Source organism: Phreatobacter oligotrophus (assembly GCF_003046185.1).
Taxonomy (GTDB): domain Bacteria; phylum Pseudomonadota; class Alphaproteobacteria; order Rhizobiales; family Phreatobacteraceae; genus Phreatobacter; species Phreatobacter oligotrophus.
In genome coordinates, this window is the sequence record NZ_PZZL01000001.1 from 39,389 (window position 1) to 60,772 (window position 21,384).

A 21,384-nucleotide genomic window follows, 5' to 3' on the forward strand; every position below is an offset into this window, starting at 1 on the left:
CCGCCGTGTCGTCCCGGAGGTCTAGCTCTGCGGATGACCCGGCGACGTTTCGCCGCGCTTCCATCCCATCAGGAGCATCCGCCCATGAGCCAGGCCTCACGTCGTTCCGTGCTTCTTCTCGGCGGCGCCGCAGTCGCCGCGCCCTTCGTGCCGCGCTTCGCCGTGGCCCAGGCCGACAACCGCCCGCGCATCACCATCGCGGTGCAGAAGATCGTCAATTCCAACGTGCTCGACGTGCTCCGCGAGCAATCGAATGTCGGCGAGCGGGTGTTCTACACCTCGCTCTGGGAGAGCCTGATCGGCCGTGACTGGCTCGGCAATCTCGCGCCGCGCCCCGGCCTTGCCACCGAGTGGCGGCGCGTCGACGACCAGACGGTCGAGCTGAAGCTGCGCCAGGGCGTGAAGTTCCACAATGGCGACGAGATGACCGCCGAGGACGTGGTCTTCACCTTCTCGCGCGAGCGCATGTTCGCCAATACCGAGGCGAAGAACCGCTCGACCATCCGGGCCTTCGAGCAGATCCCGACCCCGCGCGCCGGCAAGGAGCTTCCCCCGGATGTGGCGGCGACGGCCCGCCGCATCTGGCCGGACCTTCTGCGCATCGACATCGTCGACCGCTACACCGTGCGCTTCATCAACGCGACGCCGGACGTGACGCTGGAGGGACGCCTGTCCCGCTACGGCTCGGACATCATGAGCCGCCGCGGCTGGGACGAGGCGGCGAGCTATCTCGACTGGGCCCGCAAGCCCATCACCACCGGCCCCTACAAGGTCGTCGAGTTCCGCCCCGACGTGTCGCTCACCCTCGAGGCCCATGACGAGTACTGGGGCGGCCGCCCGCCGCTGAAGTCCATCCGCTTCGTCGAGGTCCCCGAGGTCGCCAGCCGCGTCGCCGGCCTGCTCTCCGGCCAGTATCAGTTCGCCTGCGACATCCCGCCGGACCAGATCGGCGAGATCGAGAAAAACGCCGCCTTCGAGGTCCAGGGCGGCACCATCCAGAACCACCGCCTCACCGTCTTCGACAAGAACAACGCCCAGCTCGCCAATCCGCTGGTGCGCCGTGCCTTCACCCACGCCATCGACCGCCAGGCCATCGTCGAGACGCTCTGGGCCGGCCGCACCAAGGTGCCGGCGGGCCTGCAGTGGGAGTTCTACGGCGACATGTTCCACGCCGACTGGAAGGTGCCGGACTATGACCCGAAGGTCGCCCGCGACCTGCTCCGCCAGGCCGGCTATCGCGGCGATCCGATCGTCTACCGGGTGCTGAACAACTACTACACCAACCAGAATCCGACCGCGCAGATCCTCACGGAGATGTGGCGCTCCGTCGGCCTGAACGTCCAGATGCAGACGGTGGAGAACTGGAGCCAGATCATGGAGCGCGGCGCCCAGCGTGCGGTGCGCGACTGGTCGAACTCCGCGCCCTTCAATGATCCGGTTTCCTCGATCGTCAACCAGCATGGCCCCAACGGCCAGCAGCAGCAGATCGGCGAGTGGACCAATGCCGAGATGAACCAGCTCTGCGAGGTGCTGGAGACCTCGACGGACCGGGATCTCCGCCGCAAGTCCTTCCGCCGCATGCTCGAGATCTGCGAGCGCGAAGACCCCGCCTACACGGTGCTCCACCAGAACGCGACCTTCACCGCCAAGGCGAAGGCCATCCGCTGGAAGACCGCCCCGGCCTTCGCCATGGACTTCCGTCCCGGCAATTACGGCGCCTGATCCCTCTGGCCTCGGGCCGGCCGCTTTCCGCGGCCGGCTCTCTTTTTTTGCATGGAGCCCGCATGGCCCTTCACTCTCCCGCCCTGTCGCGCCGCACGCTGCTCGCCGGATCCAGCGCCCTCGCCCTTGCCGGCGGCATCTCCCCGGTGTCGGCCCAGGCGCGCCAGCGGATCACGGTCGCGGTGCCCGTCGGGCCGCGGGTGCTGGAGCCCGTGCGCGAGGTCTCCAACGTCCTGTTCCGCACCGCCTACAACATCTTCGACACGCTCATCACCGTCGATTTCCGCGACAATTCGCGCCTGAAGCCGGGCCTTGCCACCGCGTGGCGCCGCACCGAGCCGCGCGTGCTTGAGCTCGACCTGCGCGAGGGTGTGCGCTTCCACAACGGTGACCTTCTGACCGCCGAGGACGTCGCCTTCTCCTTCGGCGCAAAGCGCGTCTCTGATCCCGCCGCCCCCGGCCATGCCCTGAGCCGGCCCTTCCTCGGCACGATCGAGAGCGTCACCGCCATCGGCGAGCGCCAGGTGCGGGTCGTGACCCGGGCGCCCGATCCGCTCATCGAGCAGCGCCTCGCCGGCTGGGCCTCCCAGATCATCTCGAAGCGCGCCTTCGAGGCCGCCCCCTCCTTCGAGGCCTGGGAGAAGGCCCCGGTCGGCACCGGCCCCTTCTCGGTCGCCGAGTTCCGTCTCGACCAGCAGCTGACTTTGCGCGCCCACGACGCCTATTTCGGCGGCGCCCCCACAGTGCGCGAACTGGTCTTCCGCGTCGTGCCGGAACTGCAAAGCCGTCTCAACGCCCTGTCGACGGGCGAGGCGGACATCGTCACCGAGCTCTCGCCGGACCATTTCTCGACCGTTGCCGCCATGGCAGGCCGTGAGGTGGTCGGCGGGCCGATCCAGAACATCCGCGCTCTCGCTTACGACAAGAACCACCCGGTTCTCGCCGATGCCCGCATCCGCCGGGCGCTGGGTCTGGCCATCGACCGCAAGGCCATCGTCGATGCGCTCTATGCCGGCCGCACCACCATCCCGCCGGGCCACCAGAACCCGGCCTATGGCGACCTCTACATGCCGGATTATCCGGCGCCTCGCTTCGATCCGGCCGAGGCCCGCGCGCTGGTGCGCGCCGCCGGCTACGGCGGTCAGCCGATCCCCTACCGGATCCTGCCGAACTACTACACGCTCCAGCTCCAGACCGCGCAGATCCTCGTGGAGATGTGGAAGGCCGTCGGTCTCAACGTCGACATGCAGGTGCGCGAGAATGTCGGGGCGGTGACGAGCCCGGCCGAGGGCCGCGGCATTCGCGACTGGTCCAATACAATCTTCTGGAACGACCCCGCCGGCGTCCTTGTCCGCCTCTTCGGCCCCAACGGTCCGACGCAGCGCGTCTTCCGCGAATGGTCGAACGAGGAGTTCAACGCCCAGAGCGAGATCCTCTCCTCCAGCCTCGACACGGCCGCGCGCAAGGCCGCCTTCCGCCGGATGCTGGAAATCTTCGACCGCGACGACCCGGCCGGAACCGTGCTGCACGACCTCACCATGTTCTACGGCAAGCGGAAGGATGTCGCCTGGCAGCCCTATCCGATCGAGTACATGGACTTCCGCGCTGGCAACATGGGCTGACCGGCATGGCGACCGTGAATCCCCCGGCCCAGCCCCTCGTTGCCATCCGCGATCTCCAGGTGAGCTTTGCCGGCGTGCCGGCCCTGCGCGGCATCGACCTCACCGTCGCGCCGGGCGAGGCCGTCGGCCTCGTCGGCGAATCCGGCTCGGGCAAGTCGGTCACCTGGCTTGCCGCTCTCAGCCTGCTGCCGGCCAAGGCGCGCGTGACCGGGAGCGTCCTCCTCGCCGGCGAGGAACTGATCGGCGCGCCGCCCGCCCGTCTCGACGACGTCCGCGGCGGCCGCGTCGCCATGATCTTCCAGGACCCGGCCAGCGCCCTCAATCCCGTGCTCACCGTCGGACGCCAGATCGGCGAGGCGCTGGCGCTGCATGCCGGGCTCTCCGGCGGCGCCCTGCGGGCCGAGGCAAGGCGGTTGATGGAGCTCGTCGGCATTCCCGATGCAGGTCGCCGCCTCGATGCCTATCCGCATGAGTTCTCCGGCGGCCAGAACCAGCGCGTGATGATCGCCATGGCCCTGGCCGGCAAGCCCGACCTCCTCGTCGCCGACGAGCCGACGACGGCGCTCGACGTCACCATCCAGGCGCAGATCCTTGACCTCCTGCGCGCCGTGCGCCGCGAGTTCGGCATGGCGCTGGTGCTCATCAGCCACGACCTCGGCGTCATCGCCGAGACCTGCGAGCGCGTTGCGGTCATGTATGCGGGCCGCATCGTCGAGGAGGCGCCGGTGGCGCCCCTTTTCGGCGAGGCTCTGCATCCCTACACCCGCGGCCTTGTCGGCTCGCTGCCGCCGCTCGACGGACCGCGCCGGCGGCTCACCTCCATCCCCGGAACGGTGCCAGATCCGCGCCATCTGCCGGCGGGTTGCGCCTTCGCGCCGCGTTGCCCGGTCGCCAGCAGCGGCTGCCGCGAGACCGATCCGCGCCTCGCGGCGGCGGGCGAGGCCCATCGGGTCGCCTGCCTCCACCCCGGCGCCGAGGCGGCCGTGCCGGTCCCTGCGGCCGCGGCGACCCTTGCCGCGACCACCGCGACCCCCGCCATGGCGCTTACCTCATGATCAGCCTCGTCACCGCCCGCGACCTTGCGCGCACCTACCAGCTCCGCCGCGGCGTCTTCGGCCGCCCGGTCGCGGTCCGTGCCGTCGATGGCGTCAGCCTGCATGTCGGCGCCGGCGAGACGCTCGGCATCGTTGGCGAATCCGGCTCGGGCAAGTCGACGCTCGGCCGCATGGTCCTCGGCCTCGAGAAGCCGGATGGCGGCGCGGTCACCTTCGATGGCGCTCCCATGCCGGAACCGCTGACGGCGGCCTGGCGGCGCTCGCGTGCCCGCATGCAGATGATCTACCAGGACCCCCTCGGCGCCCTCGATCGTCGGCTCACCGTGCGCGACCAGGTGGCCGAGCCGCTCGCCATCCATGGCCTCGGCGCGCCGGCCGAACGGATGGAGAAGGCGCTGGCCATGCTCGGCCGCGTCGGCCTCTCCCGCCATGTCGCCATGCGCTATCCGCACGAACTCTCCGGCGGCCAGCGCCAGCGGGTCGTGCTGGCCCGGGCCCTGATGACCGACCCGGCCTTCCTGGTCTGCGACGAGCCGGTCTCGGCCCTCGACGTGTCCATCCAGGCGCAGGTGGTGAACCTCCTCGTCGACCTGCAGGAGAGCCTCGGCATCGCCATGCTCTTCATCAGCCACGACCTGCGGGTGGTGCGGCAGGTGAGCCGGCGCGTCGCCGTGATGTATCTCGGCCGCATCGTCGAGGAAGGCGATGCCGACGATCTCTTCGCCGATCCCCGCCATCCCTATACCCGCGCGCTCGTCTCGGCGGCGCCGGCGCCCGGCGGCAAGCGCGAGCGCATCATCCTCACCGGCGAGCCGCCCAATCCCGCCGCGCGGCCGCCCGGCTGCGCCTTCCATCCGCGCTGCCCGCTGGCGGAGGCCCGCTGCCGTGAGACCGCACCGGCGCTGATGACGCTCGGCGGCGGCCGGCGGGTCGCCTGCCACGTCGTGGCCGGACCCGCCGCCGCGACGCGAGAGGCCGCCTGATGCTCCGCTATTTCTCGCTGCGCCTGCTGCGCGCCTTCATCACGATCGGCCTCGTGGTCACCTTCGCCTTCGTAGTGCTGCGGCTCTCAGGCGATCCCGCGCTCATCATTCTCGGTCCGGAATCGGCGCCCGAGGCCATCGCCGCCTTCCGCAAGGCCTGGGGCCTCGACGAGCCGCTTTGGCGCCAGTACCTCAGCTATTTCGGCGCCATCGCCCAGGGCGAGCTCGGCCGCTCCATGCGCGATGGCCGGGCGGCCATCGACCTCGTCGCCGAGCGCATCCCGGCGACCCTGGCGCTGACCATTCCGGCCCTCATCATCAAGCTCGGCATCGGCATTCCTGCCGGCATCATCGCCGCGCTCAATCGCGGCAGCCTCACCGACCGCCTCGTCATGCTGCTCTCGGTCGCCGGCTTCACCGTGCCGAGCTTCGTCCTCGGCCTGGTGCTGGTGCTGATCTTCGCGGTGCAGCTGGGCTGGCTGCCCTCCGGCGGCCAGGACAGCTGGCGCCACGCCATCCTGCCCATCGCCACCCTCGGCATCGGCGGCGCGGCGGTGCTCGCCCGCTTCACCCGCAGCGCCATGCTGGAGGTGCTGGGGCAACCCTACGTGCGCACGGCGTCGGCCAAGGGCGTGCCCTGGCGGCAGGTCGTCATCGGCCATGCGCTGCCCAATGCGACGATCCCGACCGTCACCATCATCGGCTTCATGGTCGGCTCGCTCATTGCCGGCGCGGTGGTGGTGGAGAGCGTCTTCTCCTGGCCCGGGGTCGGCCGGCTTCTGGTGGTGGCCGTCTCCAACCGCGACCTCGCGGTGGTCCAGTGCATCCTGCTGCTGGTCGCCGCGACCATGGTCGTCTCGAACCTGATCGTCGATTTCCTCTACGGCTTCCTCGATCCGCGCCTGCGTCACGCCGGCGGCAGGAGCGGCTCATGACCGATCGCGCCCTTGACACCGCCGCCGCGTCCTACGGCCTGCGCCAGCGGCTTGCCGGCGTGCCGGTCCTCGTCTGGATCGCGCTCACCTGGCTCATCGCCATGGTGGCCGTGGCGCTCCTCGCTGACCTCGTCAGCCCCTATTCCTACACGGCGCCGAACCTGCGCAACCGGCTCGTCGCGCCCGGCCATCCGCTGCACTGGCTCGGGACCGACGAGCTCGGTCGCGACGTGCTCTCCCGCCTCATCGCCTCCATCCGCATCTCGCTGCTCATCGCCTTCGGCGCCAGCCTGATGTCGGCCGTGGTCGGCACGACGCTCGGGTTCCTCGCGGCCTATTTCCGCGGTTTCGTCGAACAGCTCGTGCTCATGCTGGCGGACTTCCAGGCGAGCATGCCCTTCCTCATCATGGCGCTCGCCGTCCTCGCCTTCTTCGGCTCGTCCCTGCCGCTGCTCATCGGGCTGATGGGGCTCTTCGGCTGGGAGCGCTATGCCCGCATCGCCCGGGGCCTTGCCATTGCCGCCAGCGCCCAGGGCTATGCCTCCGCGGTGACGCAGCTCGGCGCATCGCCGACGCGGGTCTACCTGAAGCACATCCTGCCCAACATCGCCTCGACCCTCATCGTCTCGATGACGCTGGTCTTCCCCGAGGTGATCCTGCTGGAGAGCGGGCTGTCCTTCCTCGGCCTCGGCGTGCAGCCGCCCATGACCAGCCTCGGCAACATGGTCGGCTATGGCCGCGAATACATCACCCGCGCGCCGTGGATCATGCTGGCGCCGGCCATGACCATCGTGGTCACGACCCTCGCCGTGTCGATCCTCGGTGACTGGCTGCGCGACCGACTCGATCCGACGCTGCGCTGATGTCCTCTCGACCCGCGGGATGAGTGCCCGCGCGCCTCAGAGCTTCTCGAGGCCGGCCTGTTCGGCGACCCGCGACCAGCGCGCGATGTCGTCGCGCAGGCGCTGGCCGAGTTCGGCCGGCGTCGAGCCGCGGGCGGCAATGCCGAGTTCCGCCAGCCGCGCCCCGAGGGCGGGATCGGCGAGAACCGCCTGAAGCTCGGCATTGAGCCGCGTGACGATGTCGGCCGGCACCGCCGCGGGAGCGAAGAGCGCGTTCCACGAGGTGACGTCGTAGTCGGCAAAGCCGCTCTCGATCATCGTCGGCACGTCGGGCAGGGCCGCGCTGCGGCGGGCCCCTGTGGTGGCAAGGGCCCGCAACTGACCCTCGCGCAGCATCCCGCCCATGGCCGAGAAGCCGTCGATAACGAGATCGACGTCACGGCGCAGCAGCGCGGTGAGCGCGTCCGGCGTGGTGCGGAACGGCACGATGACGGCGTCGATCCGCGCCAGCGAGCGCAGCAGGACGGCGGCGAGATGCTGGGTCGAGCCCGGCTGGATCGTGCCGATGTTCAGCTTGCCCGGCGAGGCCTGGGCCGCCTGCTGGAGGTCGCGGAAGCTGCGATAGGGCTGGGCGCTGCTGGTCGCCAGCACAAATTCGAAGAAGCCGAGAGTGGAGATCGGCGTGAAATCACCGAGCGGATCGAAGCCGAGCGAGCGGGCGGTGGCGGCGCTCACCGCCGTGCCGTTGGTCAGCAGCGCCAGCGTGTAGCCATCGGCAGGAGAGGAGGTCGCCGCCCGCGCCGCGATGGCGCCGGCGCCACCCGGCTGGTTCACCACCACGACCTGCTGGCCGAGCCGCTGCGACAGCCGCTCGCCGACGAGCCTGATCGTCACATCGGCGAGCCCGCCCGGCCCGAAGGGCACGGTGACGCGGATCGGTCGGTCGGGATAGCGGCCCTGCGCCCGCGCCATGAACGGGGCAAGGGCAGGGGCGAAGGCGGCGGCGGTGACGGCGCGGCGGGAGAGGCGCATGGGGATCTCCGGTCAGGCAAAGCCGTAGAGGCGGGCGGGATTGGCGACGAGCAGCCGGTGCAGCGCATCGGCGTCGCCATAGTCGGCGAGGAGGTCGACGAGATCGGCCTCGTCCACCTCATGCTTGAGGTTGGGATGCGGGAAATCCGTGCCCCAGAGCACCCGGTCGGGCGCGACCTCCATCAGCGCGCGGGCGAAGGGCACCGCGGCGGTGAAGGGTGGATCGGCGATGCGCTCGGCGCCCGAGACCTTCACCCAGACATCCTCGCGGCGGGCGAGGCCGAGCAGGATGCGGAAGGGCTCCTGGTCGATTCCCGCCTTCGCCGGGGCGCGGCCCATATGGTCGATGACCTTGGTCATGGGCAGTTTCTCGATCATCGGCGCGAGTTCGGCGATGTCCGGAGCATCGAGATGCAGCACGACGTGCCAGCCGAAGGGCCGGACCATCGCCAGCACCCGGTCGAACACGGCCATGTCGGGCGCACCGCCGAGATGCTTGACGAAGTTGAAGCGCACGCCGCGCACGCCGGCCTCGTCGAGTTCTGCGACCAGCGCCTCGGTCGCCATGCCGTCGAGGATCGAGACGCCGCGGAACCGCGCGGGATCATGGCGGAGGCAGTCGACCATGGCGCGGTTGTCGGCGCCGTGGCAGCTCGCCTGGACGATGACGGCGCGCTGCAGGCCGAGCCGGTCATGCAGGGCGATCAGCGCTTCCTTGGGCGCATCCTCCGGCGTGTAGCGGCGGTCCGGCGCATAAGGAAAGACCGCCGCCGGGCCGAAGACATGGCAATGCGCGTCGCAAGAGAGCGGCGGCAGCGCGAGATTTGGGGTGCGACCGTCGATGCCCATCAGCCCCAGACCTCCTTGGCGACCTCGACGATGCGGGAGAGCTTCGCCCACTGCTCGTCCTCGGCCAGCACGTTGCCCTCCTCGGTGGAGGCGAAGCCGCATTGCGGCGACAGACAGAGCTGGTCGAGCGGGGCGTATTTGGAGGCCTCCTCGATGCGGCGCTTCAGGTTGTCCTTGCTCTCGATGGCGCCGACCTTGGAGGTGACGAGGCCGAGCACGACATGCTTGCCCTTGGGCAGGAAGCGCAGCGGCTCGAAGCCGCCGGAGCGGTCGTCGTCCCACTCCATGAAATAGCCGTCGACATTGATCTGGTTGAAGACGAGGTCGGCCACCGGCTCGTAGCCGCCGGAGGCGATGAAGGTCGACTTGAAGTTGCCGCGGCAGGTGTGGGTGGTGATGACCATGTCGGCGGGCTTGGCCGCCGTCGCGGTGTTGATGATGTCGCGATAGACGTGGATCAGACGGTCCGGGTCATCGCCGCGCTCGGCAAGCATCTGCCGCTGGGCGGGATCGCAGAAATAGGACAGCGAGGTGTCGTCGAGCTGCAGGTAGCGGCAGCCGGCCTCATAGAAGGCCTTGATGGCCTTGGCATAGGCCGCGCCGAGATCGGCATAGTAGGCGTCCATCTCGCGATAGGCGCCGAACTCCACCGCCTTCCGGCCGCCGCGATAGTGCAGCATCGACGGCGAGGGGATGGTCATCTTGGCGACATGGCCGGCAGGCGTCACCGACTTCAGGAACTTGAAGTGGGCAAGATGCGGATGGGCTTCGGTGAAGTCGATCTTGCCCTTCACGCGCACGCCATGACCCTTGGTGGTGACACCGGCGAAGGCGATGCCCTCGGTCTCCACGCCGATGACGCCGTCGAGGTTCTCCAGGAAGTCGAAATGCCAGAAGGAGCGGCGGAACTCGCCATCGGTCACGGCCTGGAGGCCGACGGCCACCTGCTTCTTGACGAGGTCGGCGATCTCGCGGTCCTCGATCGCTGCGAGCTCGGCATCGGAGATCGTGCCGGCGGCCTTTTTGTCGCGCGCCTCCTTCACCGGGGCGCTGCGCAGAAGGCTGCCGACCATGTCGGCGCGGAAGGGCGGGGTCGTACGGGCGGTCATGCTCTGTCCTGTGGTGGGAAGATCAGTGGGCGGCCCCGAGGCCGAGATGGCGCTCGAGGCGATCGGGATGGGCGATGAGCTCGGCGCTGGGCGCGGAGAGGACGACCCGGCCGCGTTCCAGCACCAGAGCGTCGTCGGTGATCTCGAGGATCTTGCGGGCGTGCTGCTCGATGACGATGCCGGCGAGGCCCTCCTCGCGGAACAGCCGCGTCAGCGCCTTGAGGAGTTCCTCGACGATGATCGGCGCGAGGCCCTCGGTCGGCTCGTCCAGCAGCAGGACCTTGGGGTTCAGCACCAGCGCCCGGCCGATGGCGAGCATTTGCTGCTCGCCGCCCGAGAGCTGGTTGCCCATGTTGGTCTTGCGTTCGGCAAGACGCGGGAACATCTCGAAGACGCGGGCGGGCGTCCAGGGCCCTGGCAGGGCCACGGCCGTGAGGTTCTCCTCCACGGTGAGCGAGCGGAAGATGTTGCGCTCCTGCGGCACCCAGCCGATGCCGGCATGGGCGCGCTCCTCCGGGGCGAGGCGGGTGATGTCGCGCCCTGCGAGGGAAATGCTGCCGCCGCGCCAGCGGGTCACGCCGATGATCGAATTGACCAGGGTCGTCTTGCCGACGCCGTTGCGCCCGAGCAGCGCCAGCGACCGTCCCTCGGCCAGCGTCAGGTCGACGTCGAAGAGCACGGCGGCCTCGCCATAGCCGGCGCTGAGGCGGGTGAGCGACAGGAGGGGCGCGTCAATCATGGGCGTCTCAACCATGGGCGCCCTCGCCGAGATAGGCGGCCTTCACCGCTGGATCGCGCGCGACATCGGCAGGCTCGCCCTCGGCCAGCACCCGGCCGTTGACGAGCACGGTGATGCGGGTCGCAAACCGGAAGACGAGGTCCATGTCGTGCTCGATGAGCAGCACGGAGACGTCCTCCGGCAGGCTCGCGACGAGGTCGAGCAACTCGCGCCGTTCGGCCTCCGGCACGCCGGCCGCCGGCTCGTCGAGCAGGAGCACCGAGGGCTTCGCCGCGAAGGCCGCGGCGATCTCGATCTGCCGCTGCTTGCCATAGGGCAGGGTGGAGATGCGCTCGTCCATGATGTCGTCGAGGCGGAAGCGGGCGAGGATGTCCGCGGTCTCCTCCACAAGGCGCGGAGAGGCATCGAGGCGCGCCAGCGGACGGCCGCCCTCGCCAAGGCGTTCGGAGACGACGAGGGCGATCATCTCCAGCGGCGTCATGGCGCCGAAGAGCTGGTTGATCTGGAAAGTGCGCGCGATGCCGCGCTTCACCCGGGCCTCGCGGTTGAGCGCAGTGATGTCCTGGCCGCCAAGCAGGACCGTGCCGGCGCTCGGCGTCAGCACGCCGGTGAGGAGGTTGACGAAGGTGGTCTTGCCCGCCCCGTTCGGGCCGATCAGGGCGTGGCGCACGCCGCGCTCCAGCCTGAACGACACGTCGTCCGTGGCGGTGATGCCGCCGAACCGCATGATGAGGCCGATGGTTTCCAGCGCGGCGGTCATGACCCGCCTCCACGCCGGCCGCTGACGCGGGCGACCAGCGCCCGGATGCCGCCATGCAGGATCTCGCGACCGCCCAGCACGAAGGCGACGAGGAACAGGCCGATCCAGAACTGCCAGTATTGCGGCGTGAACCAGGCGATCCAATCCTGCAGCAGCTTGAACACCGCGGCGCCGACGATGCCGCCATAGAGCCAGCCCGCGCCGCCGATGATGAGCACCAGCATGACGTCCGCGGAGCGGTGGAAGTCCAGTACGTCGAGCGAGACGAACTGCGTGGTCTGGGCGAGCAGCGCGCCTGCCGCGCCCGCATAGGCCGCCGAGAGGGTATAGACCGCCGCCAGTCGCCACGGGATCGGCACGCCGGAGGAGGCCGCCCTCAGCGGGTTGTCACGCACCGCCCGGAGCGACAGGCCGAAGGGCGAATGGACGATGCGCCGCGCCAGCACGAAGAGCAGGAACAGCACGGTCAGCGAATAGGCATAGGCCGTCTTGCCGAAGAGATCGAACTCGAACAGGCCGAGGATCTTGCCCATGGCGATGCCCTGCAGTCCGTCGGCGCCGCCCGTGAGCCAGCCCAGCGAATTGGCAAGTTCGAGCATGAGCAGGCCGATGCCGAGTGTCACCATGAGGCGCGTCAGGTCGTTGCCCTTGAGCACCAGCGGCGAGGTGACGAGGCCCAGGAGGCCCGAGGCCGCCATGCCGATGACGAGCCCGACGAGCGGGTCGGCGGTGACATGCAGGGCGATGAGACCGGCCGTATAGGCGCCCATGCCAAGGAAGGCGGCATGGCCGAGCGAGACGATGCCGGCATAGCCGAGGATGAGGTCGAGCGAGAGCGCGAAGAGCGCGAGGATCGCGATCTCGTTGAGCAGCAGGAGCTGGCGCGGAAAGAGCACGAAGGCCGCCGCCGCCATCACCCAGACGACGAACTCAGCCGGGTGCCATTTGCGGGCGAGGACGAGCGAGCCGCGGACGCGCGCGGTCAGGTCGGCGGTGCTCATGACCGGCTCCGCGCGAACAGGCCCTCGGGGCGCAGGATCAGCAGGGCCACCATCACCCCGTAGATGATGAAGGCGCCGGCCTGGGGGATGAAATACTTGCCGCCGACATCGGCGACCCCAAGCAGCATGGCGGCGAAGAAGGGGCCGGTGATCGTCGTCGTGCCGCCGACCGTCACGACGATCAGGAAGTAGATCATGAACTTCAGCGGGAAGGTCGGGTCGAGACCGAGGAGTTCGACGCCCAGCGCGCCGCCGAGCCCGGCAAGGCCCGAACCGACCGCGAAGGTCACGGCGAAGAGCGCCGTGACGGGAATGCCGAGACCCCGTGCCACCCGCGCGTCATCCACCGCTGCGCGCAGCCGGCTGCCGAAGCGGGTCTTCACGAAGCCCCAGTGCAGGGCGAGGGCGAGCAACCCGCAGAGGACGATGACGAAGAGCCGGTAGCGCCCGACGCTGACCCCGAACACGTCGAAGCGCCCGAGCAGGAACGAGGGCAGCGAAATGATCTGCTGCTGCGAGCCCACCGCATATTTCATCGCCGCCACGGCCATGAAGACGAGGCCGATGGAGAACATCACCTGGTCGAGATGGCTCTTGGCGTACATCGGCCGGTAGAGCGTGCGCTCCAGCACCAGCCCCGCCGCCGCGGCGACGAGAAAGGCTGCGGGCAGCGTCGCGAGGAACGGCACCCCGAGACGCTGCATGAGGAGCACCGTGACATAGCCGCCGACCATGGCGAAGGCGCCGTGCGCGAGGTTGACGAAGTTCATCAACCCCAGCGTCACGGACAGCCCGCTCGCGAGCACGAACAGCACCATCCCGTAGGCGATGCCGTCGATCAGGATGGTCAGCAATGTCATCCGGTGCGGCCCGAGGCTCAGCGCTTCGAGGGGTCGCGGACGTTGGGGATCGTGTGGAACTCGACGTTGTAGAGTTCGCCGTCGACGCGCTCGACCTTGCGGATATAGACGTTCTGGACGACGTCGCGGGTCTGCGGATCGATCGACATGGGCCCGCGCGGGCTCTCCCAGGCCATGCCCTTCATCGCATTCACCAGCGCCTCGCCGCCCTGGCCGCTGGTCTTCTTCAGGCCCTCGTAGAGCGCGTGCATGCCGTCATAGCCGCCGACCGCCATGAAGTTCGGGCGCATGTTGTTGTTGGCCTTGCGGAAGGCCTCGACGAAGGCGCGGTTGGCCGGGCTCGGATGGGCGGCGGAATAGTGGTGCGCGGTGATGACGCCGAGCGCCGCATCGCCCATGCCGTTGAGGATGTCGTCATCGACCACGTCGCCGGTGCCGATGAGCCGGATGCCGGACTTGTCCATGCCGCGCTCGACGAACTGCTTCATGAACTGCGCGCCGACGCCCGAGGGCACGAAGACCAGCAGGGCCTCGGGCTTGGCATCGGCCACGCGCTGCAGGAACGGCGAGAAGTCCGGGTTCTGCAGGGGCACGCGGATGTTGTCGATGGTGCCGCCCGCCTCGCGGAAGGCCGCGGTGAAGGAGGTCTCGACGTCATGGCCAGGGCCATAGTCGGAGACGATGGAGATGACGCGCTTGGTGCCCTGCTGGGCCATCCAGGTGGCGAAGGGCGCGGCGATCTGGGCGATGACCTGGCTCGTGCGCACCACGAAGGGCGAGCGGTCGACGATGACGGAGGTCGCGGCCGCCATGACCACCATCGGCATCCGGGCCTGCGTCGCGAGAGGCGCGGTGGCAAGCGCGAGGGGGGTGAGGCCGAAACCGGCCAGCGCGGTGACGCGCTCGTTGACGATCAGCTCCTGGGCGATGCGGCGGGTGACGTCGGCGACGCCTGTGTCGTCGCGCAGGATCACCTGGACCGGACGGCCGGCGACGCTCGCCCCGTTCTGCTGGACGTAGAGGTTCACCGCCGCCGAGATCTGCCGGCCGGTGGAGGTGAAGGGACCGGTCATCGGCAGGATGAGGCCGATGCGAATCGGCTCGCCCTGCGCGCGCAGGGCCGGGGCGAAGGCGGTGGTGAGGGCAAGGCCGGCAGCGCCCTTGAGGACGGTGCGGCGACCGGGAGCGGTGAGGGAGGTCATGGGGGCGGTTCCTCGGGCGTTCGTTGGGGATCGGCGCTTGTGCCGCGCCGTTCGCAAGTTGTGTCAGTCTTCGTCGCGATAGACGAGCCCGGCTTTCGCCAGCCCCTCGCGCATGCGGTACATGTCGAGCCCGAGCTCGCCCGCGGCAAGCCTCCGGCGCTTGTCCTCTTCGGCCGCCTCGCGGGCCTTGCCCGCCGCCGCCACTGTTGCGGCGTCGAGCCGGGGCACGATGCAGACGCCGTCATCGTCGGCCACGACCACATCGCCGGGGTTCACGATGGCGCCGGCGCAGACGACCGGCACGTTGACCGAGCCGAGCGTCGCCTTGACCGTGCCCTTGGCGGAGATCGCCCGCGACCAGACCGGGAAGCCCATCTCGGTGAGCGTCTTCACGTCCCGCACGCCGGCATCGATGACGAGGCCGATGCCGCCGCGCGCCTTCAGCGAGGTCGCCAAGAGGTCGCCGAACATGCCGTCGGTATTGTCGGTGGTGCAGGCCACCACCAGCACGTCGCCCGGCATGACCTGCTCGATGGCCACATGGATCATCCAGTTGTCGCCGGGCTGGGCGAGCACCGTGACGGCGCCGCCGGCGATCTGCGCGCCGGGATAGATCGGCCGCATATAGGGCTTCATGAGCCCCGTGCGCCCCATGGCCTCGTGGGTGGTCGACACGCCGAGCGCGGCCAGCGTGGCCATGTCGGCGGCATCGGCGCGCTTTCGTGAGCGGACGACGACGCCGGTCATGCCAGCGCCTCGAGCGCCTCTGGGAAGAGCCGCTGGTAGGCCTCGCCATAGGTCATGGCCTTGCCGGAATTGCGCCCGCCCTGCATGCCGCGGTTCAGCGCCACGCGGGTGTAGTACTCCCACAGGTGCTTCTGGGCGGCGAGGATCTCGAAGGCCTTGCGCTTCGTCTCCCACACCTCGTCGATGTTCAGGATGACGTTCGGCTTGAAGTTGCACTGCTCGGGCTGGTGCGGCTCGAACAGGAAGACCGGCGGGGCGGCATAGGCGCGATCCGGGTCCGGCTTGTGACCGGCGGCCTGGGCGATGATGCGGGCTTCCTGGGCGAATCGCGTCGCCTCGGGATGATCGACGTTGTAGGGATCCTCGAGCGAGTGGGTCAGCACGAAGGACGGCTTCAGCTCGTGGAAGATGTCGATGGCGCGGTCGAGCATCGCGTCGGTGGTCCGCAGCGGATAGTCGCCGGCATCCATGAACTCGATCTCGGCGCCGAGCACGGCGGCGGCCCGCTCGGCCTCGTCGCGGCGCTGCGCCTTGACGTCCTCCATCCTGACGCCCGCCTTCTTCCAGGCGAACTGGCTCTCGCCGCGCTCGCCATAGGCCAGGCACAGGATCTTCACCCGCATGCCGCGTTTCGCATGGAGCGCGATGGCGCCGCCGGCGCGCCAGACGAAGTCGCCGGGATGGGCGGTGATGACGAGGCCGGTCTTGGCATCCGACATGCGCGGGATCCGTTTCCAATGGACATGCGCGGGCAAGGCGAAGGGCTGTCCCGCGGCGCGCACTCTGCCCGATGCGATTGAAGCATCAAGTGAGCATTCTGCGCCCATTGATGAATGCGGCCCATCAAAGCCACGCGCCATTGATGCGGCACCTTCACCCATCGCCGACCATCATTCATTTGCCCGGCCCGGCCAGTGGACCCATGGTCCGGGCTCATCGCGAGGGGAGAACCATGGCGACGGGCATTCGGTGCATGTTGATGCGGGGCGGCACCTCGAAGGGCGCCTACTTTCTGAAGGACGACCTTCCCTCCGATCCGGCCGCCCGCGATGCCGTGCTCCTCTCGGTCATGGGGTCGCCCGATCCCCGCCAGATCGACGGCGTCGGCGGCGCCCACCCGCTGACCTCCAAGGTCGCCATCGTCTCCCGGTCGGAGGAACCGGGCGTCGACATCGACTTCCTCTTCGCCCAGGTCCTCGTCGACAGGCCGCGCGTCGACTACAACCAGAACTGCGGCAACATCCTCGCCGGGATCGGCCCCTTCGCCATCGAGCGCGGCCTGATTGCCGCCGCTGACCCGGTCACCACCGTGACGGTGCGGACAGTCAATACCGGGACCGTCGCGGAGATGCGCGTCGCGACACCCGGCGGCCGCGTCACCTATGCCGGCGATGCGGCGATCGACGGCGTGCCGGGCACGGCCTCGCCCATCCCCATCGATTTCCTCGACGCCGAGGGCTCGGTCTGCGGCGCGCTGCTGCCGACCGGCCGCGCCGTCGATGTGGTGGAGGGCGTCGAGGTGACGCTGATCGACAACGGCATGCCGGTCATCGTGCTGGCGGCGGAGAGCGTTGGCGTCACCGGCGCCGAACCCCATGCGGTGCTGAATGCCGACGCCGCCTTGAAGGCGCGGCTCGAGGCCATTCGCCTCGCTGCCGCACCCCTCATGAACATCGCCGATGCCGGCTCGAAGAACATCCCCAAGCTCGCGCTGGTCTCCCCGCCGCGCGAGGGCGGCGCGATCAACACACGCTCGTTCATTCCGCACGAGTGCCACGCCGCCATCGGCGTCTTCGCCGCCGTGTCGGTGGCGACCGCCTGCGTGCTGCCAGGCTCCCCCGCCCATCGGCTGGCCAAGGTCCCGCCGGGCCGCGAGAAGCTGATGTCCTGTGAACATCCGACCGGCGAGTTCACGGTGCGGCTGACCGTCGGTGGGACGGAGGAGGCCCCTGTTGTCGAACGGGCAGGCCTGTTGCGCACGGCGCGGGCGCTGTTCGACGGCGTCGTCTTCCCGCGCGGCTAGCCTATTTCGGCCGGGCGCCGCGCTGCTGGGCGTTTGCCACGGCGCGCGAAAGTTCCGGATCGAGGCCGAGCTCGGCGATCATGTCGGCGGCCTCGCGCATCTCCGCGGCGCGGCGGATGCCGTGGGTCGCGACGCGCTCGGCCATCATCCCGGCGAGCGCCCGCCAGTCGATGGAGGGGAAGGTTTCGCCGAGGCTGCCATAGACCTCCGCCTCGACGTCGAAGGCAGCCGCCGCCCGGCTCGCATCGACGATCAGCGCCTCGATGCCCTTGATCATGATGGAGCGGCACAGCTTCATCGCCGAGGCACGGCCGAATTCGGTGGCGACCGGGGTGATCGCCATGCCCAGCGGATTGAGCAGATCGGCCGCCGCCGCCGCATGCGGTCCGCCGGCGAGGATCGGCACGGCGAGGCCCGGCGCCCGCACCGGCGCCATGACCGCGGCTTCCACATAGCGACCGCCCTTGGCCTCGATGAGGGCCGCCGCCGCCTTCTTGGTGTTGGGCGAGGCCGAATTGACGTCGACGAAGAACTGGCCGGCGCGGATGTAACCCGCCGCCTCCTCGGCGACGGTCATCACGTCAGACGCGGTGACGGCGGAGAAGACGATGTCGGCGCCCGCCGCGGCCCCCGCTGCCGCCTCGCGCAGCGTAACGTCCAGGGGGCCTGCCGCCTGCCGCAGCGGCTCGCCGCGCACGGGATCGTCGAGCAGGATGTCATAGGCGGCCAGCGACACGCCGGGCGTCATGCGGAAGCCGGTTGCAAAGGTGCGGCCCACCTCGCCGAAGCCGATGAACGCGACGGAGACGGAATTCTTCATGCGCTGCACTCCTCTGCCCCCATGAGGCCCCGGGCCCAGGCTGCTTGTCGAGTGAAAGGCGGCCCCCGACTGATGCAATCGGTTCAGCCCTGCGGATCCGCATCCGACGACTTCAGCGTCTTGACGATGAGGTCGTGCAGGGTCTTCGCCGTCCGGCTGATCGGCACGCCATGGCGGGCGATGATGCCGAGCGTGCGGGTCACCGCGGGATTGCGCAGCGGCACGGTGACGATGCCCTCCGTCGTGGTGATGCCGAGCGCAAGGCGCGGCACGATGGCGAGCGCGATGCCGGCGCGCACGAGGCTCACGGCGGTGGCGAGGTGCTGCACCTCGTAGCGCCAGTCCAGTGCCTCGCGCCGGGTGCCGAGCGCATCGTCGATGAGCACCCGGTTGCCGGTCTGCGGGCTGATGCGCACCAGCGGCTGGCCCTCGAGATCCGGCCATTGGACCGCCTCCACGCCCGCGAGCCGGTGCCCCTTCGGGCAGATCAGCACGAAGGGCTCCTTCATCAGTGGCGTGATGTCGAGGTCCCAGCGGTTGGAGGAGACGATGGTCAGCCCGAACTCCGCCCGGCCCGACTGCACATGGTCGGCGATCTCGCTGGCCGAATTATCCAGCACCTGCACGCTCACGCCCCGGTGCTTGCGGGCGAAGGCGGCGAGAACCTGCGGCAGGTAGGTAACGGCGATGGTCGGCAGGCAGGCAATGGCGATGTGCTGCTGGCCGGCCCGCGCCTGCCGCCGCAGCGCGTCGATGGACACGGTGAGCCCGTCGATGGCGGCCCGCGCCTTTGGCAGCAGTTCGAGCCCGGCGGGAGTGAGCGTCACCTGCCGCGTCGTGCGCATCAGCAGGCGGACGCCGAGGTCGTCCTCCAGCTTGCGCATCCGGTGGCTCAGCGCCGTCTGCGACAGGTTGAGATGGACGGCGGCACGGTTGAACGAGCCGCGCTCGGCGATGGCGACGAAGGCTTCGAGGCCGGGAAAGTCGATCCGCACGGCGCCCCCCGATGATGCAGACGATTCACGGATCGCACCATGTTTCGCATTTGATTCATTGTCGAGCCGCGGCGATATCGGAACTATGCCGCGTCTCTCCCGCCGTTCCCTTCTCGCCGCCTGTCTTGCCGCACCGGCCCTCGTACGGGCGCAGGAGGCATGGCGGCCGACGCGGCCCGTCACGCTCGTGGTGCCCTTCACGCCCGGCGGCTCGACCGATTTCCTCGCCCGCCTCCTCGGCCAGTCGATCACCGATGCGCTCGGCGTCGGCGTGGTGGTGGAGAACCGGCCGGGCGCCGGCGGCGGCATTGCCTCGGGCGCCGTCGCCAAGGCCGCCCCGGACGGCCAGACGCTGCTGATCGCCCATATCGGCACGCTGGCGGTGAACCCCTGGATCTATGCGCGCCTGCCCTATGACCCCGTGCAGTCCTTCGCGCCGGTGAGCCTGCTGGCGGCCGTCCACAATGTGCTGGCCATCCATCCCTCCGTCGCCGCCCGCTCGGTGCCGGACCTCATCGCACTGGCGAAAGCCGCCCCCGGCAGCCTCAATTACGGCACGGGCGGCGTCGGCTCGGCCGCCCATATCGCCACCGCCGCCTTCGAGGTCGCCGCCGGCATCCGCCTGCAGCACGTGCCCTATCGCGGCACGGGGCCGGCGGTGAGCGACCTGCTCGCCGGACGCATCCAGATGGCGCTCACCGGCGCGCCAATCCTGCTGCCGCAGGTCAGGGCCGGCTCGCTCCTCGCGCTGGGGGTCTCGGGAACCCGGCGGCTCGCCGCGCTCCCCGATGTGCCGACCATCGCGGAAGCCGCGCTGCCGGGCTTCGATGCCTCGCAATGGTATGGGCTCGTGGCACCCGCCGGCACATCGGCGCCGGTGATCGACACGCTGAATGCCATCTGCCGCACGACGCTATCGACGCCAGCCATGGCGGCGCGGCTCGAACAGGAAGGCGCGGATGCGATGCCGTCGACGCCCGACGGCTTCGCCGCTCACATCGCGTCGGAACTCGCCCGTTGGGGCGCGGTCGCCCGCGCCGCCAATCTCAAGGCCGAATAGCGCTCAGATGGTCGAGCGCCACTGGGCGAGGCCGAAGCGATAGCCATCGCCCTGCTTCGACACGCGACCCACCGCCGGGAAGGGGAAGTGGTAGCCGACGATCGGCATCCGCTCGGAGGCTGCCATGTCGTAGGTGCGCCGACGCGTCGCTTCCGCCGTCGCGCCGTCCATGTCGAACATGGAATGCCAGCCCGGCCGCTCCACGAAGAGCGAGGGAATGCCCGACACGTCGCCCTGGATGAGCGCCTTGGCGGAGCCCGAGGTCACCACGAAGGAGGTGTGGCCCGGCGTGTGCCCGGGGGTGGCGATGGACTGGATGCCAGGGACGACCTCGCCACCGGGCGTGATGCGCCGGACGCTCGCCGCATTGGGCCCGAAGACGCGGCGCGCCAGGGCGAAATTGGCACGCTGCCCCTCGGGCGCTTGGCCCATGCGCGTGTCATCCATCCAGAAGGCCCACTCGGCTTCCGGCACGATGATCTCGGCATTGGGATAGGTCAGCGTGCCGTCCTTCTTGCGGATGCCGTTGATGTGGTCGGGATGGAAATGCGTGACGAGCACCGCATTGATCGAGGCCGGGTCGATGCCGGCGGCGCGCATGTTGGCGGCGAGCTGGCCGGTGGTCGGCGGGCCGTTGTCGGCAAAGCCCGAGTCGATGATGTACCGGCGCGCGCCGATGGTCACGACGGCGATATTGTAGGGATTCTCCATCGCCTCCGGATCGACGAAATGGGTGCGCAGCTGCTCCTCGACCTCGGGCTGGGCAGCGTTGCGCACCAGGCCCTGGGCGCGGCGGCCGACGAAGCCGTCATGGAGAACCGTGATCTCGGCGTCGCCCACCTTGATCCGGTAGAAGCCCGGCTGCTGGCGCGTGCCGTCTGCGGCGGGGGCAGCCGTCTGGGCCTCGACCGGACCGGCGACGATGCTGGCGCCGAGGCCGGCGGAGGCTGCGAGAACGGTGCGGCGGGATGTGTCTGTCATCGGAGCCTCCTCGAGGGTTTCGTTATCTGCGCCGGGAAGTCCATGAC

21 protein-coding genes are annotated in these 21,384 nt (G+C 69.6%); 8 read left to right on the forward strand and 13 right to left on the reverse strand.

The annotated features are described in order from the left end of the window. Positions 1-84 precede the first annotated feature (84 nt). The 6 genes from C8P69_RS00195 (at position 85) to C8P69_RS00220 (ending at position 7,180) form a co-directional block, all read left to right on the forward strand. Positions 85-1,722 carry an ABC transporter substrate-binding protein gene (locus tag C8P69_RS00195; RefSeq protein WP_108173854.1) on the forward strand — a complete coding sequence of 546 codons (1,638 nt, stop codon included), beginning with the start codon at positions 85-87 and terminating at the stop codon, positions 1,720-1,722. Positions 1,723-1,784: 62 nt separating this feature from the next. Beyond that, positions 1,785-3,344 (forward strand): ABC transporter substrate-binding protein, encoded by a 1,560-nt coding sequence (locus C8P69_RS00200; RefSeq protein ID WP_108173855.1) that lies wholly within the window; start codon positions 1,785-1,787, stop codon positions 3,342-3,344. Positions 3,345-3,349: 5 nt separating this feature from the next. Then, on the forward strand, positions 3,350-4,399 hold the full coding sequence (locus C8P69_RS00205; RefSeq protein ID WP_108173856.1) for an ABC transporter ATP-binding protein: 1,050 nt from the start codon (positions 3,350-3,352) through the stop codon (positions 4,397-4,399). Then, positions 4,396-5,382 (forward strand): ABC transporter ATP-binding protein, encoded by a 987-nt coding sequence (locus C8P69_RS00210; RefSeq protein ID WP_108173857.1) that lies wholly within the window; start codon positions 4,396-4,398, stop codon positions 5,380-5,382. The genes C8P69_RS00205 and C8P69_RS00210 overlap by 4 nt, the downstream gene beginning before the upstream one ends. After that, a complete protein-coding gene (locus tag C8P69_RS00215) occupies positions 5,382-6,317 on the forward strand; it encodes an ABC transporter permease (protein WP_170118067.1) in 936 nt (311 codons plus the stop codon). Before C8P69_RS00210 ends, C8P69_RS00215 begins: the two co-directional genes overlap by 1 nt. Then, positions 6,314-7,180, forward strand: coding sequence for an ABC transporter permease (locus C8P69_RS00220; RefSeq protein ID WP_108173859.1), 867 nt, complete (start codon positions 6,314-6,316; stop codon positions 7,178-7,180). Before C8P69_RS00215 ends, C8P69_RS00220 begins: the two co-directional genes overlap by 4 nt. 36 nt (positions 7,181-7,216) lie before the next feature. Here C8P69_RS00220 and C8P69_RS00225 read toward each other — a convergent pair whose 3' ends face one another. From C8P69_RS00225 to C8P69_RS00270, 10 genes are all read right to left on the reverse strand, one after another. After that, positions 7,217-8,191, reverse strand: a complete 975-nt coding sequence (locus tag C8P69_RS00225) for a tripartite tricarboxylate transporter substrate-binding protein (RefSeq protein WP_108173860.1) — start codon at positions 8,189-8,191, stop codon at positions 7,217-7,219. Positions 8,192-8,203: 12 nt separating this feature from the next. Beyond that, a complete protein-coding gene (locus C8P69_RS00230) occupies positions 8,204-9,040 on the reverse strand; it encodes an amidohydrolase family protein (RefSeq protein WP_108173861.1) in 837 nt (278 codons plus the stop codon). Continuing rightward, complete coding sequence (locus C8P69_RS00235) at positions 9,040-10,149, reverse strand: 5-methyltetrahydropteroyltriglutamate--homocysteine S-methyltransferase (protein WP_108173862.1); 1,110 nt, start codon at positions 10,147-10,149, stop codon at positions 9,040-9,042. The genes C8P69_RS00230 and C8P69_RS00235 overlap by 1 nt, the downstream gene beginning before the upstream one ends. Before the next feature lie 22 nt (positions 10,150-10,171). Further along, the gene (locus C8P69_RS00240; protein WP_108173863.1) at positions 10,172-10,888 is read right to left on the reverse strand and encodes an ABC transporter ATP-binding protein; all 717 of its coding nucleotides are present in this window, start codon (positions 10,886-10,888) and stop codon (positions 10,172-10,174) included. Between the two features lie 7 nt (positions 10,889-10,895). Further along, positions 10,896-11,648: an ABC transporter ATP-binding protein gene (locus C8P69_RS00245; RefSeq protein ID WP_108173864.1), complete on the reverse strand. Its 753-nt coding sequence runs from the start codon at positions 11,646-11,648 to the stop codon at positions 10,896-10,898. Then, positions 11,645-12,649, reverse strand: a complete 1,005-nt coding sequence (locus C8P69_RS00250; protein WP_108173865.1) for a branched-chain amino acid ABC transporter permease — start codon at positions 12,647-12,649, stop codon at positions 11,645-11,647. Before C8P69_RS00250 ends, C8P69_RS00245 begins: the two co-directional genes overlap by 4 nt. After that, positions 12,646-13,509, reverse strand: coding sequence for a branched-chain amino acid ABC transporter permease (locus tag C8P69_RS00255; protein ID WP_245901805.1), 864 nt, complete (start codon positions 13,507-13,509; stop codon positions 12,646-12,648). Before C8P69_RS00255 ends, C8P69_RS00250 begins: the two co-directional genes overlap by 4 nt. 17 nt (positions 13,510-13,526) lie before the next feature. Continuing rightward, positions 13,527-14,711: an ABC transporter substrate-binding protein gene (locus tag C8P69_RS00260; protein WP_108173867.1), complete on the reverse strand. Its 1,185-nt coding sequence runs from the start codon at positions 14,709-14,711 to the stop codon at positions 13,527-13,529. Between the two features lie 63 nt (positions 14,712-14,774). Beyond that, complete coding sequence (locus tag C8P69_RS00265) at positions 14,775-15,458, reverse strand: 4-carboxy-4-hydroxy-2-oxoadipate aldolase/oxaloacetate decarboxylase (RefSeq protein WP_108173868.1); 684 nt, start codon at positions 15,456-15,458, stop codon at positions 14,775-14,777. Then, positions 15,455-16,177, reverse strand: a complete 723-nt coding sequence (locus C8P69_RS00270; protein WP_108173869.1) for a PIG-L deacetylase family protein — start codon at positions 16,175-16,177, stop codon at positions 15,455-15,457. The genes C8P69_RS00265 and C8P69_RS00270 overlap by 4 nt, the downstream gene beginning before the upstream one ends. A gap of 233 nt (positions 16,178-16,410) precedes the next feature. On the opposite strand from C8P69_RS00270, the gene C8P69_RS00275 reads away from it, so the two are divergent. Continuing rightward, complete coding sequence (locus C8P69_RS00275) at positions 16,411-17,481, forward strand: 4-oxalomesaconate tautomerase (protein WP_108173870.1); 1,071 nt, start codon at positions 16,411-16,413, stop codon at positions 17,479-17,481. Between the two features lies 1 nt (position 17,482). Here C8P69_RS00275 and C8P69_RS00280 read toward each other — a convergent pair whose 3' ends face one another. After that, a complete protein-coding gene (locus C8P69_RS00280; RefSeq protein ID WP_108173871.1) occupies positions 17,483-18,301 on the reverse strand; it encodes an NAD(P)-dependent oxidoreductase in 819 nt (272 codons plus the stop codon). Between the two features lie 83 nt (positions 18,302-18,384). Continuing rightward, entirely contained in the window at positions 18,385-19,296 is a 912-nt protein-coding gene (locus C8P69_RS00285; RefSeq protein WP_170118068.1) for a LysR family transcriptional regulator, read from the reverse strand. 85 nt (positions 19,297-19,381) lie between these two features. On the opposite strand from C8P69_RS00285, the gene C8P69_RS00290 reads away from it, so the two are divergent. Beyond that, positions 19,382-20,356, forward strand: coding sequence for a Bug family tripartite tricarboxylate transporter substrate binding protein (locus C8P69_RS00290; RefSeq protein ID WP_108173873.1), 975 nt, complete (start codon positions 19,382-19,384; stop codon positions 20,354-20,356). Positions 20,357-20,359: 3 nt separating this feature from the next. Here C8P69_RS00290 and C8P69_RS00295 read toward each other — a convergent pair whose 3' ends face one another. Continuing rightward, the gene (locus C8P69_RS00295) at positions 20,360-21,337 is read right to left on the reverse strand and encodes an MBL fold metallo-hydrolase (RefSeq protein ID WP_108173874.1); all 978 of its coding nucleotides are present in this window, start codon (positions 21,335-21,337) and stop codon (positions 20,360-20,362) included. Positions 21,338-21,384 lie beyond the last annotated feature (47 nt).